11 protein-coding genes, 1 pseudogene and 2 other annotated features are annotated in these 18,680 nt (G+C 36.8%); of the genes and pseudogenes, 5 read left to right on the plus strand and 7 right to left on the minus strand.

Translation table 11 applies throughout. From position 1 onward, the window contains the following. Positions 1-109: 109 nt before the first annotated feature. Positions 110-324, minus strand: a binding site (T-box leader). A 140-nt stretch (positions 325-464) separates the two neighbouring features. Beyond that, positions 465-2,357, plus strand: coding sequence for a squalene--hopene cyclase (shc, locus tag ACTNDN_RS10455; protein WP_251627875.1), 1,893 nt, complete (start codon positions 465-467; stop codon positions 2,355-2,357). A 69-nt stretch (positions 2,358-2,426) separates the two neighbouring features. On the opposite strand, the gene ACTNDN_RS10460 is transcribed toward shc, so the two are convergent. Further along, on the minus strand, positions 2,427-2,855 hold the full coding sequence (locus ACTNDN_RS10460) for a DUF2871 domain-containing protein (protein ID WP_031535088.1): 429 nt from the start codon (positions 2,853-2,855) through the stop codon (positions 2,427-2,429). Between the two features lie 187 nt (positions 2,856-3,042). After that, positions 3,043-3,291, plus strand: a binding site (T-box leader). A gap of 79 nt (positions 3,292-3,370) precedes the next feature. On the opposite strand from ACTNDN_RS10460, the gene ileS reads away from it, so the two are divergent. The 4 genes and pseudogenes from ileS to ACTNDN_RS10480 all read left to right on the plus strand — a co-directional run bounded on the left by ileS (position 3,371) and on the right by ACTNDN_RS10480 (position 10,399). Continuing rightward, positions 3,371-6,463 (plus strand): isoleucine--tRNA ligase, encoded by a 3,093-nt coding sequence (ileS, locus tag ACTNDN_RS10465; protein ID WP_251627878.1) that lies wholly within the window; start codon positions 3,371-3,373, stop codon positions 6,461-6,463. A 145-nt stretch (positions 6,464-6,608) separates the two neighbouring features. After that, positions 6,609-7,040, plus strand: a pseudogene (locus ACTNDN_RS10470) (oligoribonuclease); the annotation flags it as partial. 712 nt (positions 7,041-7,752) lie between these two features. Further along, positions 7,753-9,552 carry a group II intron reverse transcriptase/maturase gene (gene ltrA / locus ACTNDN_RS10475; RefSeq protein WP_031535091.1) on the plus strand — a complete coding sequence of 600 codons (1,800 nt, stop codon included), beginning with the start codon at positions 7,753-7,755 and terminating at the stop codon, positions 9,550-9,552. A 67-nt stretch (positions 9,553-9,619) separates the two neighbouring features. Next, positions 9,620-10,399 carry a hypothetical protein gene (locus ACTNDN_RS10480; protein ID WP_192840958.1) on the plus strand — a complete coding sequence of 260 codons (780 nt, stop codon included), beginning with the start codon at positions 9,620-9,622 and terminating at the stop codon, positions 10,397-10,399. Positions 10,400-10,831: 432 nt separating this feature from the next. Here ACTNDN_RS10480 and ACTNDN_RS10485 read toward each other — a convergent pair whose 3' ends face one another. The 6 genes from ACTNDN_RS10485 to cobA form a co-directional block, all read right to left on the minus strand. Continuing rightward, positions 10,832-11,263 carry a VOC family protein gene (locus ACTNDN_RS10485; protein WP_031535096.1) on the minus strand — a complete coding sequence of 144 codons (432 nt, stop codon included), beginning with the start codon at positions 11,261-11,263 and terminating at the stop codon, positions 10,832-10,834. Between the two features lie 160 nt (positions 11,264-11,423). Further along, complete coding sequence (locus ACTNDN_RS10490; RefSeq protein ID WP_284561135.1) at positions 11,424-13,481, minus strand: response regulator; 2,058 nt, start codon at positions 13,479-13,481, stop codon at positions 11,424-11,426. Between the two features lie 70 nt (positions 13,482-13,551). Further along, positions 13,552-16,257, minus strand: a complete 2,706-nt coding sequence (locus tag ACTNDN_RS10495; RefSeq protein ID WP_441131235.1) for an ATP-binding protein — start codon at positions 16,255-16,257, stop codon at positions 13,552-13,554. 279 nt (positions 16,258-16,536) lie between these two features. Further along, on the minus strand, positions 16,537-17,142 hold the full coding sequence (locus ACTNDN_RS10500; RefSeq protein WP_065429086.1) for a precorrin-2 dehydrogenase/sirohydrochlorin ferrochelatase family protein: 606 nt from the start codon (positions 17,140-17,142) through the stop codon (positions 16,537-16,539). Then, positions 17,123-17,890 (minus strand): sirohydrochlorin chelatase, encoded by a 768-nt coding sequence (locus ACTNDN_RS10505; RefSeq protein WP_031535104.1) that lies wholly within the window; start codon positions 17,888-17,890, stop codon positions 17,123-17,125. Before ACTNDN_RS10505 ends, ACTNDN_RS10500 begins: the two co-directional genes overlap by 20 nt. Next, a complete protein-coding gene (cobA, locus tag ACTNDN_RS10510; RefSeq protein ID WP_349204581.1) occupies positions 17,890-18,663 on the minus strand; it encodes a uroporphyrinogen-III C-methyltransferase in 774 nt (257 codons plus the stop codon). The genes ACTNDN_RS10505 and cobA overlap by 1 nt, the downstream gene beginning before the upstream one ends. Between the last annotated feature and the right edge of the window lie 17 nt (positions 18,664-18,680).

Genomic DNA, 18,680 nt, shown 5'->3' on the forward strand with positions numbered 1-18,680 from the left:
ATCGTCCACGGCACTCACCTCCTTATTAGAAAAGCCCATCAGCCCCTGGGTGCCCAGGGCTAGACACTAAATATTCGTCTAAAAAAAACATAAAAAAATCCGCCCCTATAAAAGGGACGGATTATCCGCGGTACCACCCAAATTGTTTCATACAGAAACCACTTGTATCATAACGGTGATAACCGGTTACCTCTACTAGCATAATACGTTCAAAGTAACACTCACAGATGTCTTCTCCTAAGGCTTTTGCACAATCTTTTCAGCTACCGACTGCTCTCTTTCGAAAAAGGTTCTTAGGGTACTCCTTCTGATCAACATGTTCGCTCCATTAAATTATGTTCATTATAGACCTCTCTCCCCCTAATTTCAACTACTAAAAAAAGAAAATATAAATATTTCTGAATATGACTTTCCTTAAGAAGCATAAAGTTTACTAATACGATGTTACATTTGAGGTGATTATATTGAATACATTTCTCCACTCTGTTGAAAAAGAGCAACAAAAACGCATAAAAGAGCTTGTCGAGCTACAAAAGTCAGACGGTTCTTTTCATTTCCGGTTTCAAGGAAGCTTAATGACAGATGCTTTTTATATCATCACCATTCGAGCATTAAACATTCACACAGAAGAAGAAAACATCCACCTTTTAGCCAAAACACTGCGTAACGCCCAGCATAAAGAAGGCTATTGGAAAGCATATAGCGATGAACCAAACGGCCATCTCTCTGCTACCATAATTGCTTACACTGCCCTATTATATTCTGGCCTTTATGCAAAGGAAGACACACAAATGCAGAAAGCAAAAGCATTTATTTTAAAACACGGCGGCCTAGCGAAGGCTCATTTTATGATAAAATGGATGCTATCCGTGAATGGTCTCTACCCTTGGTCCCATATGATCTACATTCCAATGACATTTTTACTCTTGCCAACCTTTCAGCCTTTCAATTTCTACCAATTTAGTGCCTATGCTCGGATTCACTTCATTCCGATGTTAATAGCAGCCAATAAAAAATTCACAATCCAAACAAAAACCAAGCCACCGCTAGATGACCTATTTGTAAGAGATATAGCTCTTTATCCATCCTTTGATCACCTAGAAGAAGAGCGAAATCCCCTTACATTTCTTTGGAAAGAAATGAAACGAATCGGAAAGTTTCCAGCCTATCTTCATCACTTAGGCTTTCAATCTGCAGAAAAATACATGCTAGATCGATTAGAAGAGGATGGGACACTTTACAGTTATGCGAGTGCAACTTTCTTTATGATCTATGCATTACTTGCCCTTGGCTATAAAAAAAATTCTCCAGTAATTCAAAAAGCAATTGCTGGACTCACATCCCTTATCGATAAAAAAGGTAAGCAAAGTCACCTAGAGAACTCCACCAGCACGGTTTGGGACACAGGCTTAATCAGCTATACATTACAACAAGCTGGAATACCTACTGAATCTACTCCAATAATAAAAGCAACTAATTATTTGCTAGCAAAACAACATACAAAAAAAGGAGATTGGCAGGTTCATAACCCAAATTCGGAACCAGGAGGATGGGGCTTTTCTGATATTAATACGAATAATCCTGACAATGATGATACCTCTGCCGTTTTACGGGCCTTAACCGCAACCGCCTCATCAAACAAAACGGTTCATTACGCTTGGCAAAAAGGCACAAACTATTTATTATCCATGCAAAATAAAGATGGAGGGTGGGCAGCGTTCGAAAAGAATACCGATTGGGACATTCTCAAGATGGTTCCAATCGATAATGCAAAGGATGCTGCCGTGGATCCTTCTACCGCTGATTTAACTGGAAGAGTATTAGAATACTTTGGAAACTTTGCTCATCTTAACGACACACATCCTCATATAAAGCAGGCCGTCAGCTGGTTAATCAATAATCAGGAAAAAAACGGCTCTTGGTATGGCAGATGGGGTGTTTGTTATATTTACGGGACTTGGGCAGCACTTACAGGGTTAACAGCAGTTGGCATGAAACCAAATCACCCAGCAATCCAAAAAGCAATTGGTTGGCTGAAAAAAATCCAACACTCCAATGGAGGATGGGGAGAATCTTGTAGGAGCTGTGAAACTTCCATCTATGTTCCTCTACCATTTAGCACGGAATCACAAACAGCTTGGGCTGTTGATGCCTTAATTGCGGCAGGAGAAGGAGCAAGCAAAGAAGTGAAAAGGGGAATTCGTTACTTACTAGACGAAAAGAAAGAGGAACGCGCCATTACTTATCCTACAGGTATTGGGTTACCGAAACAATTCTACATTTATTATCATAGTTATAATAAGATTTTTCCTTTATTGGCTCTTTCCCATTATATAAACAAGGAGGCGCATAGTTGATCATGAATCTAGAATGTTTTTTCCGAAGCAAATTTATCATTCTTATAAACTTCGGAAAAACATTTTTTCCTATTTCGTTCGAATATTCTCGCTATGATTCTTTCTCAAAAGAAGGAAAAAAATCACTAAACCAATAGTTATAGAAATATGCCCTAATCCGGCAATTCCAGAGATGGCAGAATCTAAACCGCTGGATAAATCAAATTCAAGCACTTGCAGAGTTCCTCTTATCACCATTAATGTAATCGTTGATAGTAAACCAATATTATAAAAATAAAAGAACAAATCAAAATTTTTAAGTGTATGTATTTTCATCGTATAACAGAATAAATAGACGATTAGCATGATCATCATTCCTAAAGCAAACGAGTGAGTATGAACAACAGAGAGCTGCGTTTCCCCTGTGAAATCTCTCATTTTCGTAAACTCTCTATAGTAAACGCCACTAACTAAACCTAAAATTGTATAAAAGAAGGCTATATTCAATACTTTTTTCATCTCTCTACTTCCTTTCAAACCTAATAATCACTACCTACCATTCTAACAAAATACCAATCGGGATACTATGACAGTTTTGTGGCTAAAAAATCCTATTTATCCGGCTTTCCTCCTTTGCTTGATATAGGCAAATGTCCCTTGAAATTCTCCATTAAAAGTGCTATCCTATACAAAACATTCCAATTCATAGAAATCAATGAAGAGAAAAAGTACGTTTTGATATCCCTTTTAGCGAGCTGGGTATGGTGAAAGCCAGTAAGGTAACCGAAACGAAAAAATCATCTCTGAGATGCAAGGCTGAACAACTAGTAAGTCTTGACGGATTTCCACCGTTAAAAGGAACACGTATGATAGTACGTTGACTAAGCGCTGTTTGTTTTTTGTCAAACAGAATTTGGGTGGTAACGCGGGTTATGATAATACACTCGTCCCTTACTAAAGGGACGGGTGTTTTTTTTTTTCCTAAAAATATCTTTCTATACTGGAATGTTTATTAAATAGATGGAGGGATATAGATGGAAGTACAAAAAGAAACAGACAGAGCTCGTGAAAAAAGAATCCTGGCCTATTGGGAGGAAGAACAAATTTTTCCAAAGTCAATCGAACAGCGCAATAACAATGACACCTTTGTTTTTTACGAAGGACCACCAACTGCCAACGGCCTCCCACACGTCGGTCATGCACTTGGAAGAACCATCAAAGACATCATCGCAAGATTTCAAACAATGAACGGCAAACAAGTCATTCGTAAAGCAGGCTGGGATACACATGGACTTCCTGTTGAATTAGGGGTCGAAAAGGCGCTAGGTATTTCTGGAAAACAAGAAATTGAGAACTATGGCATTATTCCTTTTATTGAAAAATGTAAAGATAGTGTATTTTCCTATGAAAAACAATGGCGAACCTTTACAGAGGAATTAGGATATTGGGTTGATATGGATCATCCCTACATGACCATGAGTAATGAATACATCGAATCGGTTTGGAATATCCTTGGTACTATTCACGAAAAAGGCTGGTTATATAAAGGGCATCGCGTTTCACCATACTGCCCAAGCTGCCAAACCTCCTTGAGCTCACATGAGGTCGCACAAGGCTATAAAGATGTAAAAGACTTGAGTGCAACAGTTAAATTTAAGCTTGCCACAAAAGAAAACGAATATATACTCGGTTGGACAACGACTCCTTGGACATTGCCAGCAAATGTCGCCTTAGCGGTTCACAAAGATTTAGACTATGTTAGAGTAAAAGTAGGAGAGGAAATATTCATCGTTGCAAAAGATAGATTACAGCCGGTAATCGGCTTAGAAGGGGAAGTCCTTGAAACTTTGAAGGGATCAACATTAGTAGGACTTTCCTATACAGCACCATTTTCATACGTTCAAGTGGAAAAAGGGCACACCATTCATCATGGTAATTTCGTCACAAACGATAGCGGAACAGGAATTGTCCATATCGCTCCAGCGTACGGTGAGGATGACTATCGTCTTGTGCAGACAAACAATCTTTCTTTTGTCCATGTAGTGGATGAAAGGGGAAGGTACAAGGAAAGCATTACACCATTAGCCGGTTCCTTTGTAAAAGACGGGAAGGTTGATGTAGAGATAATCAAGCTACTCCATCAAAAAGGATTGTTATTCCATAAAGAGAAATATGAACATTCTTACCCGCATTGCTGGCGCTGCGACACACCGCTTTTGTATTATGCCACAGAAAGCTGGTTTATTAAAACAACTGCTGCAAAGGAAAGGTTGGTTGCCAAAAACCAAGAAGTAACTTGGTACCCTGAGCATATAAAGAATGGTCGATTTGGAAATTTCCTCGATGGTTTAGTTGATTGGAATATTAGTCGTAATCGATATTGGGGAACTCCCTTAAATGTTTGGCAATGCACATCCTGTCAAAAGGAGATTGCTCCCAAAAGCATTTCTGAGGTAAAAAACTATAACAAAACTCCGATTGATGATGTGGAATTGCACAAACCATATGTAGATGAACTTGTCTTTACTTGTCCATCCTGCAGTGGAGATATGTACCGGACACCTGAGGTAATTGATGTATGGTTCGATAGTGGCTCCATGCCCTTTGCCCAATATCATACCCCATTTGAAAATAGCGAACTGTTTCAAAAACAGTTTCCAGCAGATGTTGTTGTAGAAGGCATTGATCAAACAAGAGGATGGTTTTATTCTCTTTTAGCAGTTTCTGTCCTTTATTCGGGAGAAGTTCCCTATAAAAATGTTCTTGCCACAGGGCATGTATTAGATGAACTCGGACAAAAAATGTCCAAAAGTAAGGGGAATGCACTAAATCCGATTGAGCTTATCCAAACATATGGTGCAGACGCTCTGCGATGGGCGCTTGTTGCAGATAGCGCTCCATGGAACCAAAAAAGATTCTCAGAAAAAAATGTCCAAGAAGCAAAATCAAAAATGATTGATACATTCTTAAGTTTATTTCATTTCTACTCTTTATACGCAGAAATTGATCACTTTGATCCGAAATTGCCAAAGATCAAAAACATTCCTATCATGGACCGTTGGATTCTCTCTCGATTAACGACAACAACGGTTGTGGTAAAAAACGAGATGGAAAATTATCAGCTTACAAATGCAGCCAGAAAAATCGGGGAATTAATGGATGACGTGAGCAATTGGTATATTCGCAGAAATCGAGAACGATTTTGGATAGCAGGAATGCCAGAAGATAAAGTTTCTGCTTTTCAAACCCTTTATACAGTATTAATTCGTTTATCACAATTATTGGCTCCATTTATTCCTTTTACTTCTGAAAGCATTCATCTTGCTTTAACAGGGAAAAGTGTCCACTTAACTAGCTTTCCTTCTACTATTTCAAAATGGAGAGATAAGCAATTAGAGGAGCAAATGGAAAAAGTGAAAGAAGTGGTGGAGCTAGGGAGAAGCCTTCGTCACCGTTATCAAATAAAAACAAAACAACCGTTAGCAACTTTACTGATTGTGTCCGCAAACAATAACGAAGCTATCGAATTTTTACAGTTTGAGTCGATTATAAAAGATGAACTGAATGTGAAACACATCAACTGGGTAGATTCTGCCGATGATTACGTTCATTATTCCCTAAAGCTTGATTTTAAAAAGGCAGGACCTAAGTTAGGGAAAAACGTAAAGAGTGCAAAAGATATATTACAGAATGCTACAGAAGAACAAATAAATTTCTTTCTAAATAAAGGATATTTAACTGTTAAACTAGAAAGTAAAGAAAGCATTACCTTAACAGAAGAAGAAGTAATACTCCAAAGAAAGACGAATTTGCCTGGTTATGAAGAGGCCTCCAATAAACATTTCACCGTGATGCTCGATACTACTATATCGGAAGCATTAAAAAAGGAGGGAAATATCAGGGAACTCATTCGGTCTATTCAGGATTTGCGAAAAGATAAAAATCTGCCTATTGATAAAAAAATCGATTTATTTATTGATGGGTCTACCACTTTTATCAAAACAATGAAAGAATATGATTTTCTTATCCATAAAGGAGTTATTATTCATCAGCTTTTCTTTGAAAGAATAGAGAATATGAAAGAAATTCAAATAGACGGCGAAAATGTATACATTGGCATGAAATAACCATATCAAGGCTGTCTCAAAGCTAGGTGAAAACCTATTTGAGACACCTTTTTTCTTTTCATTAGAAGTTTTTCTAAAAGAAATTGGCTGTTAGCTGTTCTATTTTTTCCATATTAGATTATACTATTGGGCAGGGGTGAAAAAAATGTACAAACTATTATCGCATAATGACCTTGATGGGGTCGGCTGCGGCATTATTGCAAAACTTGCTTTCGGAGAGGACGTAGAGGTTCGTTATAACTCCGTTTCTTTTCTGAACCAAGAAGTAGAAAAGTTCTTAGATCAAAAAACAGAAGATACCTTTCTCTTTATTACCGACCTTTCTGTCAATGAAGAAAATACGATTCGACTAGATGACTATTATAAAAAGGGTGGAAAAGTACAACTTATTGACCATCATAAGACAGCTCTTCATTTAAATGATTTTGAATGGGGCTTTGTGTCTGTTCAAGATGATGAAGGAACACTAACAAGTGCCACTTCTTTATTATATGAATACCTTGTCAAAAATGAATATATGAGTCCCTCTCCAGCCATTGCAGAATTTGTTGAGTTAGTAAGACAATATGATACATGGGGTGCGATGCGTTCTCCTATAACAGCATAAAAAGCTGGAAATGGAGGGGCTAACAAGTCTTAAAGACAATGTTAGCAACAACTGATTCCTTGAAAAGTGGAATGAGGTTTATCATGTCGAACCGAAGCACTTTCCTTAATACTCCAACATGCGTATGGCTCTGATAGAAGTCATGGGTGTGAAGCTTGGTGAAGTCGGCTGAATGTAACCTAATTAGTCTATAAATGGATTATATGGTTACAGATAGGTCGGAGGGCTATAAAACGGATATGGTGAGAATGATTCATAAGAATCTGACGAAGTTGCGAATGTAAGGGTCTAGATGTCGAAGTGGTACGAAAGTCCACTGCCACTATTGTGGCGTGCAATACCGAAAAGTAGGTTTCCCATGGGACGAAATTCGGGATAGTGAACAATGACACTATAATGTGCACAGGCTTATAGTAACCACCTAAGTCCGTATGGTAACAGCTAAAGGAATCGGAACGTAGAAAGCAAGGAACACTTATTAAACACCTATCAGTGGAGTGTTACATGGCAACATGTTTAATCCTTGTGAGAGTAGGGGCACAGTACCAATGAAACGTGTAATGAACGTGGAGGGATAGCCCCAAGTCTTTCTGAATATAGTTAGTTAAATTATCTAAAAGTGAACTTCATCGGTCGAGTAGGAATGTGGGAACTAAGCACAGGAATTTGGTGATTAGCCACAATGAAGACGACTTTACGTCAATGGGAATACTATTCAATGACGGAAACATTCTCTACCTTGTACAAAGAAAGTCAAAAAGATAAGAAATTCAACAGACTTTATGAACTAATAATATCTGAAGAAAATATCCTTCTGGCTTACAGGAAAATCAAGAAAAACAAGGGTTCTGGGACACCTGGGACGGATACTTACACGATTGAAGAATATAAAAACATCGGTAAAGATGATTTTATAAGAACAATTCGTAAATCTCTAAACAACTACAAGCCGAAACCAGTTAAAAGAGTTTTGATTCCCAAAGAAAATGGTGATACAAGACCTTTAGGGATACCTACAATGTTGGATAGATTAATCCAACAAATGATTAAGCAAATTTTAGAACCAATTGCCGAGGCAAAATTCTTCAAACATAGTTATGGTTTTAGACCACTAAGAAGTGCACATCATGCAATATCAAGATGTAACTTTCTAGTCAAAACTGCAAAATTGCAGTATGCAGTAGATATGGACATCAAAGGATTCTTTGATAATGTAAACCATAGGGTTCTCATCAAGCAATTATGGAATATGGGAATTCAAGACAGAAGAGTTCTTGTGATAATTGGAAAAATTCTAAAAGCGCCAATCAGAAATGTAGGAATACCAACAAAGGGTACTCCTCAGGGAGGAGTTCTTTCACCACTACTATCCAACATAGTTTTACATGATTTAGATATGTGGATAGCAAGTCAATGGGAAGACCATCCCTCACATTTCGATTACTCAACTAACAGTCACAGAAACCATGCGTTGAAGAAAACCAAACTCAAACAAGGTTATCTTGTAAGATATGCGGATGACTTCAAAATCTTAACTACAGATGTTAAGACAGCATACAAATGGTATCATGCAGTTAGACTTTATCTGAAAGATAGATTGAATTTGGATATTTCACCTGAAAAGTCCAAAGTAATAAATCTTAGGAAACAAGGGACAGAGTTCTTGGGTTATCGAATTAGGGCAGTTAAACATAAAAGTGGTTTTGTCACTCGTAGTGATGTCAGAGATAAAAGTATCAAGAGAATAAAGGCACGAGGCAGAGAAATAATTTTAGAAATACGAAACTCTCCAACAGCAGGAAATATTCAGAAATGGAATAGTTTTGTTTTAGGAGTTCATGGATACTTCAAGCATAGTTCGTTGGTATCCATAGTATTTGCAAGAATTGCCTACGACCTATCTCGACTGCAATACAATCGTTTTCGTCCGATTGGAAAGTTTGTGTCAACCGCAAATGCACCGCCTTCGTATAAAAAGTTCTATGGTAAAAATAATGCAAAGACTTGGAAAATCAGTGGAAGGTTTTTATACCCAATAACGGATATTAAATTCAGTCCAGCTATGAACTTTAACCAAAATCTTACGGTTTTCACCGAACGGGGAAGACAGTTGATTCATAGTAAACTACAAGCGGATATTGGGTATCAAATAACGATACTCGCTAAACATCAATTTGTAGGATATAGTCTTGAATTTATGGACAATAGAATTTCAAGATACAGTATGGTACAGGGCAAATGTGAAATTACTGGAGAATTCTTAGAAGCCGATTTAGTACATTGCCATCATTTTATTCCTTCAGATATCGGTGGTACGGATGAGTACAAAAATCTAAGAATTATTCATGTTGATGTACACAAATTAGTACATGCAACGGATAGCAATACAATTCAGCGATTGAAAAATGGACTAAACTTAAACACAAACCAATTGAACAAGTTAAACTCATATCGCAAGGTTTGTAACTTAGAGATGATTTAATCTAACAAGAAAGATGGAACGCCGTATGCGGTGAAAATCGCACGTACGGTGTGGAGCAGGGGAAAGGATGGAGATAACCTCAAAATCCCACCTATTGCTATATTGGGAAAAAAACAATAATCTAGCAGCACAACGTTTAAACGCACTTTTTTATCTTATTTCTTTTGACGAATTCGTTGAAAAAATGGTAACACGCTTAAAGGCAAATGATCACTTCTTTTTTGATGAGTTAGAAGTACAAATACTAGATATGGAAGAGAAAAAAATTGACCGTTATATTCGCCGCAAAAGACGGGAACTTGTCCAAAAAGAAATTGATGGTTTATATGCTGGCGTGGTTTATGCCGAACAATATCATTCTGAATTAGGGAATGAGCTTGGAAAGGAATATCCTCATTTAGATTACATAGCAATTGTTAATATTGGCGGAAAAAAACTTGGTTTCCGTACAATTCATGACCATGTTGATGTATCAAAAGTAGCTGGCACCTATGGAGGTGGCGGTCATGTGAAGGCTTCTGGCTGCAACTTAACCGATAAGGCTTACCAAAATTACTGCTTAGATACCTTTGCATTAGAACCACTACGTGAAGATCCGAAAAAGAATGAATACAATAAAAAGGATTCTCCACTTGGTACTCTATTTGAAAACAAGCAGGACGAAGTGTTCTTCCTTTATCAGGTGAGTAGAAACCAGTGGGCCATTAACCAGAAAAAAACAAAGCTCCAACAAACTTTTTCTACCTTCATGCAAGGAGAAATTTTCCTACGCAGAAATTATGGAGTATGGCTGGCAAGAGATGATAAATATATTCGCTATGTGATGGACTTTGTAAAGCATAAATAATAGGTAAAGAGGTTGGGACGTAAGCAATTTAACTAACAATATGTACGAACAATTGTACAATTTATACTCATAAATAATCGTTTTTATCGTTTTAGAAAAGGTTTAAAAACGAAGTGAAATGGAGCAGAGGACGGCTCGACTCCTGCGGGAAATAGAGACGCTTTAGACCCCGCAGGATCAGCTTCCTCCTCGGCGCATCGTGCGTCTGTAGCGCAATGGAACGACCTAGTTTTTACACTTGACTATATTTAAAAACATAGATAACCATCATGAGAAGCTTTATTTAAGAGCTAAATTAGAGATTGTTCGTCTTTAAAGATTAGTTATTTAGTTTTGGCCCAGCCTCTTGTTAATTAAATTTCTCAAGTCCATTTAACAACTACTCCTAGCATCCAGGGGCTAATCCTAAACTGCTGCCCTCTGCATTTCTTTTTAAAAATCAATCATTGCTCCTCTTTCATCAAAAACGGAACTCGGATTCCAAGCTACTTCCCAAAGATTATTTTCTGGATCTGCGAAATAAGAGGTTCTGCCGCCCCAAAAAGCATCACTTGGCTCTCTAAGAATTTTCCCGCCTGCCATTCTCACCTTTTCCATAACACTATCTACTTCCTCTGCTGCATTTACATTGATTGCAAAAGTAACTCCCCTAAAGCCTTCGATCGGACTTTGAAGCTCCACCCCAGCATCCTTCGCCAATTCCTCTAAAGGAAACAATGTTAAGAAAACACCAGCGGTCTTAAAAACAGCATATTCATCTGAGCTAGCTTCCGTTTCCTCCCATCCTAGAAGTTGATAAAACTTACGCAATTCTGGTAATCTCAAAGCTCCTAATGTTAGCAATGAAACCCTCTGTGGAACCATACAAATCCCCACCTTCTTCCTATTTTTTATTTATAAGTTCGCTGGTTCTGCAAGATTTTCCTTTAAAAATATTTCGCTATTAAAACAGGCTTCTTATTACTAAACAGAGCGAAAATCATCCCAATAAAGAAGAATAGAAGACTGCTGACTAAGCCAATCTCTATTTTCCTTGCTCTATTTCAAAGTATACGGAGAATTTCGTGCCCTTCTCGCTTGTCTGAACATTTATTCTTGCCATATGACGTTCTGCTATTCGATAACATACTGCAAGTCCCAGTCCTGTACCATTGTCCTTCGTTGTAAAAAAAGGCGTTCCTAGCTTCTTTAATATTTCCTCATCAATCCCATTACCGCTATCGATAATTTCCAACACAAGATGCTTTCCTTTACAGAATGTTCTTATTGTAAGAATTCCTTCTGTCTCCATTGCCTCTAATCCATTTAATGCAAGGTTAAGTAAAAGCTGCCGTATTTCTTTCTCATCCAAATAGAGTTCTGGACAAACTCCTAATTGAAGATTAACCTTTTTTCCTGTCAATAAGGCCTCTGCATTAATTAATGGATATATGATTTCAATAATTCTATTTAACGAATATCGCCTCTTATCACTTGTCTTGTTTTTGGCTAACGTAAGGAATTCCTTGATTATCTTATTAGCTCGATCCAATTCATCAATCATTAATTCCATATGTTCTAATGACAGATTAGATGGATTAGATTTTCCAATTTGTAGGAATCCATGAACTGTTGTCATTGGATTTCTAATTTCATGTGCGATGCCCGCGGCCATTTCTCCGACTAGATTTAATTGATCTAGCCTTGCCATTTCCTTTTCTAAAGCCAATCTTTCTGTTATATCATTTAATACAATTAATACACAATTATTATTCTTAATTGTTATTATTTCGGTGGATAATAACCCCTGCTTTTGTTCTCCATTCTTTATCGTGAAAATGACTCTTTGATTTTTTAAAGGGAACTGCCAATCTTCCTCATGAAAGTTCTCTTCTATTCCATTTACATCTTTGAAAATCTTCCAATGATAGCCGTCTTGCTTTAGCTCCTCCATCGTATATCCTGTACTCTTTACCCAATTTTTATTTACAGCAATAAATGCAGGCTCTTCCATGGAGCGTATTGCCATCAAGCATGGACTTGCTTCAAATATTTGCCGAAAACGTCCTTCCGAAAGCATTAGATCATCTGTTACCTTCGATTTTTCTTCTCGTTCTCTATGTAGCTTATGATTCATGGATAGCAGTTCTAGCGTCCTTTCTTCCACGGCATGTTCTAGTTGATCCACTTGTTGCTTTCTTAAGCGTTCTACCTCTTTTCTTTCGGAAATATCACGAATCGTACACACAAATAGTTGGTAATCTTCAACCATTGCGTCCCCAATATATAGATCAACAGGAAAAACAATATTATTCTTTCGCTTAGCTTTTGCCTCTATCATTCTACCAATAAAATTTGGAACTAACATATCAAAGGTAATAGGTGTCTCTATAGAAACCTCTGATTCAATCGAATGTAAAAGCACTTCAATAGAAGAACCGATTAAATCTTCTTCTACATAGCCAAACATTCTTCTTACACTTGGATTTACACTAATAATTGTTCCTTCTTCATCAAAAGTAACAATCGTATCCTGCAATGCTTTCTGTAAGATTGAAGAAAAGACTGCATTTTTAGTTAAATCCATTTTGGTTATTCTTAGTTCCTTATTCATTTTTTCCAATTCAGATGTTGTTTGCCAGTTCATCTCATGGAGGCTTTTCGTATGGCTTTCATAGATTTGAACAAACTGAGCCACTTTGCTTTTCAACGCTTCTGGATTAAATGGCTTTACAATATAATCAATGGCACCTACTTGATATCCCTGCATAATATGTTGCATATCTTGACTGATAGCGGTAATAAAAATAATAGGTATATGACGGGACTTTTTTCGTTCTTTAATCAATTTTGCTGTTTCAAACCCATTTAGCCCTGGCATTTGGACATCTAACAAAATAACGGCAAAATCATATGTCAAAATGAATTTTAAAGCTTCTTCCCCTGATTTTGCAAAAACTAAATGATACTGAGAATTGTTTAACACTGCTTCTAACGCTAAGAGGTTTTCTTGTAAGTCATCTACCATTAAAATATAGATTGGTTCCGATACTGAAGCAGATAGATTTTTCTTTTGTTCTATAGATTGAGCCGAATATTGCATAATTATATTTGAGCCTCCTATCTATTAACAAGCCATTTACTAACATTACTTGAATATCAGTATCGTCCTTCTATTCTTTATAAAGCCAAACTTGAATTAGCGAATATAACTGTTCCAAATTTACTGGTTTACTAATATAATCAGATGCACCTGCTTCTATACATTGTTCTCGATTATGTTTCATCGCTTTTGCAGTTATTGCAATAATGGGCAATGTTTTAAAATCCTCCTTTTTTCTTATGATGGAAATAGCTTCTAAGCCGCTCATTTCAGGCATCATAATATCCATTAATACAAGATCAACGTCTGGATTTGCTTCTAAAAGACTTATGCCATCCCTGCCATTTTCCGCATAAAGGATATCAATATTGTACTCTTCCAATGCAGCATGGATGGAAAAAATATTACGGATATCATCATCTATAATTAATACCTTTTTCCCTTTCAGATTAGCATTCTCATTAGAATGGATTATATCGATCACTTCTTCTTTGGCTGCAGCAGTCTGTTGGTAGCTCTCTTCCTTTAGCAATCTCTCATTAAGTAATACCGCATCCTTCTGTTTTTGGCCCATTGTAGGTAAATAGATAGAAAAAGAACTTCCCATCCCTTCCATACTGATTGCCTCCAATCTACCTCCTAGCAAATGAGTAATTTCCTTACAGATTGACAACCCCAGACCTGTCCCCCCATATCTTCTGCTAATTGTTCCATCAGCCTGCTTAAAAGGCTCAAAGATTATATCCATTTTCTCCTTTGGAATTCCAATCCCAGTATCCTTTACGGTGAAGGATACTACGCCTTCATTAGCATTAGCTAACTTAGTAGAATTTTCCAATCGAATAGACAATTCTACCCTTCCCTTTTCCGTAAATTTAAAAGCGTTTGACAATAAATTTTTTAATACTTGGTTCAGACGATGGGCATCTGTTTCAATAAAAGTGGGAACCTCTTTCGCCATTTTTATTGAAAAATCAAGTTTTTTCTTATTAGCAATAGGAGCAAATTGGTTTTTCAGACAACTTTGAATTTCCTCCATCTTTACTGGTTCTACTATTATTTCCATCATGCCTGTCTCAATTTTTTCTAAATCCAATATTTCATTGATCAATCTTAATAATTCATTTCCAGAAAAATAAATGGTCTGCAAATATTGAATTTGTTTCGCATTTAAATTTTCATTTTCTTTTTCCACTAACATTTGTGATAAAATTAGCATGCTATTTAAAGGGGTTCTAAGCTCATGAGACATATTTGCCAAAAACTCAGATTTATATTGGGAGCTATAGACTAACTGTTCCGCTTTTTCCTCTAACTCTTTCCCTATTTGCTCAAGGTCTGCATTTTTCTCCTCTGAAACTCGATATTGTGTCTGTAGCTCCTCATTAATCGCCATTAATTCCTGCTGTTGAGCCTGTAACTCTTCTGATTGACTTTGCAGCTCCTCTGTTAAACGTTGCTCATCCTCTAATAATCGCTTAACTTCCAGTCGATTGATAATCCCATGAATGGATATACCTAAATATTCCACCACCTCTTTAAGTAAGCGTTGTTGAACAGGTCTAAAATATTGTAAAGAGGCAAGTTCCACAATGGCTAATACTTTTCCTTCATAGGAGATCGGATGAATAAGAACTTGTTTTGGTTCTGCTTCTCCTGAACCAGATTTAATCTTTATGTATTCTTTCGGAATGTCTATTAAACTGATACTTTTATTTTCCTTCGCTGCTTGTCCTACTAATCCTTCTCCTAGCTGTATAATCGGGGACCTTCCTTGGTCATGGAAGGCATATTGAGCTATTTCTTCTAGATAGTGCGCTTGTTCCTGTTTATTTATTTGATAAAAGATTCCATATTGTGCTCCAACTACTGGTGTAATCTGACTAATAAAATAATCAGCAAGCGACTCCATTGTTTCTACCATTGAAAAACCTGTTGTAATTTCTGCCAAACGTGAATCTAACCAGCTTTTTTCTTCTGCTTTTGCCCTGCTTTCTATTTCATCTTTGGAATACTTTTCTAAAGTCGTTACCATTTCATTAAAAGCACGCGCAATTTCTCCTACTTCATCCTTTGAATCAATTTCTAATCGAGGAAATTTTATTCCCTTTTTATAAGAGACACCAGACATGACAGTTGTGACTTTATTTAAGTTTCTTGTTAACCCTCTTATTAAATAAATGGCAATAGCAATACTGCTAGCAACTCCGACAATTATATAAATATATGTCATCACTACAACGATATCGTAGGTTTTCTTTGAACTTTCTAGATCATCTTGCATATCTTTAAGCTGTATCGAATATAAGGAGTTAGCAATTTCTAACAGCCTATTTTTTTCATCATTTTCTCTAATCCAAAAATCCGAATCCATTTTTTTGTCTTCTGCTTCCACTATTTGCTGTCCCTTTTCTTCAAAGACATCATAAATGGTCGAAAACTGTACTAATAATTCCTGCGTTTCTTCTCTTTTGTCTTGATCTATCAAGAAATTATACGCTTTATTTATTTCCTTACGTGTTTCTTCCATTTGACTTATTGTTCTATCATTTAAATTTTTAGACGATTGCGAGGACAATTCATAGATTTCTCTACTTAAATTATTAATTTCATTTTTTAAAATATATGCAGCATCTATTCTTTCTGTCTTATCATTAACAAGTACATGCATGTTGTCATTTTGCTGCCGAAGCATACCCATAAGTACAATAATTAGAATGGTAATTAAAACAAAGATAATTCCTAAACCAAAATAAAGCTTTGTACTAAATCTCATGTATCCTCCTATTAATCTACCAATTTAAATGAGCGCCATGTTTAAACTGGTCGGGATTTTTTTAAAAGTTATGAAAATAATACCATTATACAAAAATTATATGTTAAACGGGACAAGGATACAATATGATAATTGGATGAAACTTGAAGCCACTAGAAGAACGATCAAATGTTAGGAGCGCAGTAAAGTCTACTTCCTAGAATGGGGGCAGTGCTTCAAACAATATAACTGCCTGTCCAAAAAAGCATATAAAAAAAAACCCTAAACCATCTCATTTGGTTAGAGGTTCAAGAGCTTTTTATAGTAAATATGTCGTAATTCACCTGAATCTTTATAGGCATTATCTAATATTTCTTCTAAGATTGCATGGGAAACTTCAGGAGGAAGTGATTTTTGCTTTAAAAGGTTTCGAACCTCATATAAAAAGTCAATATACGCAATATAGTTATCATCATACTTCTCTTGCCATACTTCCTTCATTCTTTTAGCCAATTTTGGACTGGCACCATTCGTAGAAACACTTAAATGTAATCGCCCTTTTTTAAAGCTAGCTGGGATTTGACAATTTCCCTCTTCATAGGCAGATGCATCATTTACTAAGCTGATCGATTTAAGTCTTTGCGTGATACGGCGATTTTCTTCCACCTCATTTGTTGCAGCAATGGTTAGAAAAGCATGGGAAAAATCTTCTTCAACTGCTTTTCTTTGAATCAGCTTTATTTTCTCACCTTTTGAAAGCTCTTCTATTTCGCTGCATGCTTTAGGACTGATTACCGTCACCTTGGCTTCTTCCTCTAAAAGCATCATTACCTTTCGATAGGCAATCTTGCCGCCACCAACTACCACACAATGCCTATCTTTTAGCTCAACTAGTAATGAGATCATATTCATTACCTACCATCATTTCATCTATTCTCTCTTTTAATATCCCTGCTATTAATGGGTCATAGCCTAAATAAGGAGCGAGGACGTATTCTTTATCGATACTCTTTATTTTATTTATTGTTTTTTCCATCGATTTCATTAAAACTCCGGTAAACAAAAGATATGGAATAACTAACACATGGCGATAGGAAGATTGGTCAGCCATTTGAAGCGCTTCTTCAAAGCTAGGCTGTGCAGCAGTTAAATAGCAATCCTGTACAACAATTCGGTCTACTTCCGTTTCAATTAGGGAAGCGATTTTGCATAGATCCCGTTTTACATCTGGGTCACTGCTGCCACGCCCAACAAGAATAACAAGTACTTCCTCCTTTGTTTTCTTATAAATAGATGTACGTTTAATCTTATCTGCAACAATTTCAACCATTTGAGGATGAACACCGATTGGTTTGCCATATTTTATGTGAACATCGGGATATTCTATCGAAAGTTTTTCTAATATTTCCGGAATATCTTTTTTAGCATGTGCTGCCGTGAGAAGCAACACAGGGATGATATAAACAGTAGTGGCTCCTTTTTCAATACAATTTCGAAACCCCTCTTCTATGGAAGGCTCCGACAATTCTAAAAAGGAGTATTCTTGTATCCCTTTAAATTCATTGCTCTCCATACACTTCTTTACAAAGGAGATAGCCTGCTCACTGGCTTCCTTTACCCTGCTTCCATGACAGATATATAATATTGCCTCCACTATAAAACCACCTCTTTTGGCATGTCCTCTCCGAAGCTTTCTTCAAACCATTGGATTTTCTCTCGCATTTTTACTACCTCTCCAATGACAATCATACATGGATTTTCAATTTTCCCTTTTACCGCATCTTCTATCATATGCTGCAAATCCGTTACAATCGTCTTTTGCTTTAGAGTTGTCCCCCAATTTATTAAAGCTACAGGGGTTGTGCTATTTTTTCCAAAAGAGAGCAGCTTTGACTGAATAGATGGAAGATTTTTTACTCCCATATAGATAGCAAGGGTATCAATTTGCGAAAGTGCTTCCCATTTTATATGGTCTTCCTCCCCATTTTTCATATGCCCTGTTACAAAAGCAAAGGAGGATCCATAATTACGGTGCGTCACCGGAATACCTGCATAGCTTGGTGCAGCAATGCCTGCTGTAATTCCTGGCACAATTTCAAAGGGAATCTGATTTTTGACTAATTCTTCCGCTTCTTCTCCTCCCCGTCCAAATACAAATGGATCTCCACCTTTTAGCCTTGTCACTGTCTTTCCTTTTTTGGCATGCTTAATTAGTGTTTGATTAATCAATTCCTGCTTCATAGCGTGGTGATGGGGAAGCTTGCCACAATAAATCAGTTCTGCCTTAGGTCTTGCATATTCTAATAACTCTCGATTTACTAAGCGATCATATAAGATAACATCTGCATTTTTGATACACTTTAGTCCTTTTACCGTTATTAAATCTGGATCTCCTGGTCCTGCACCAACTAGATATACTTTCCCCATTTTATCCACCCTTCTCG

The organism is Niallia sp. HCP3S3_B10, assembly GCF_052064465.1.
GTDB lineage: Bacteria > Bacillota > Bacilli > Bacillales > Cytobacillaceae > Niallia > Niallia hominis.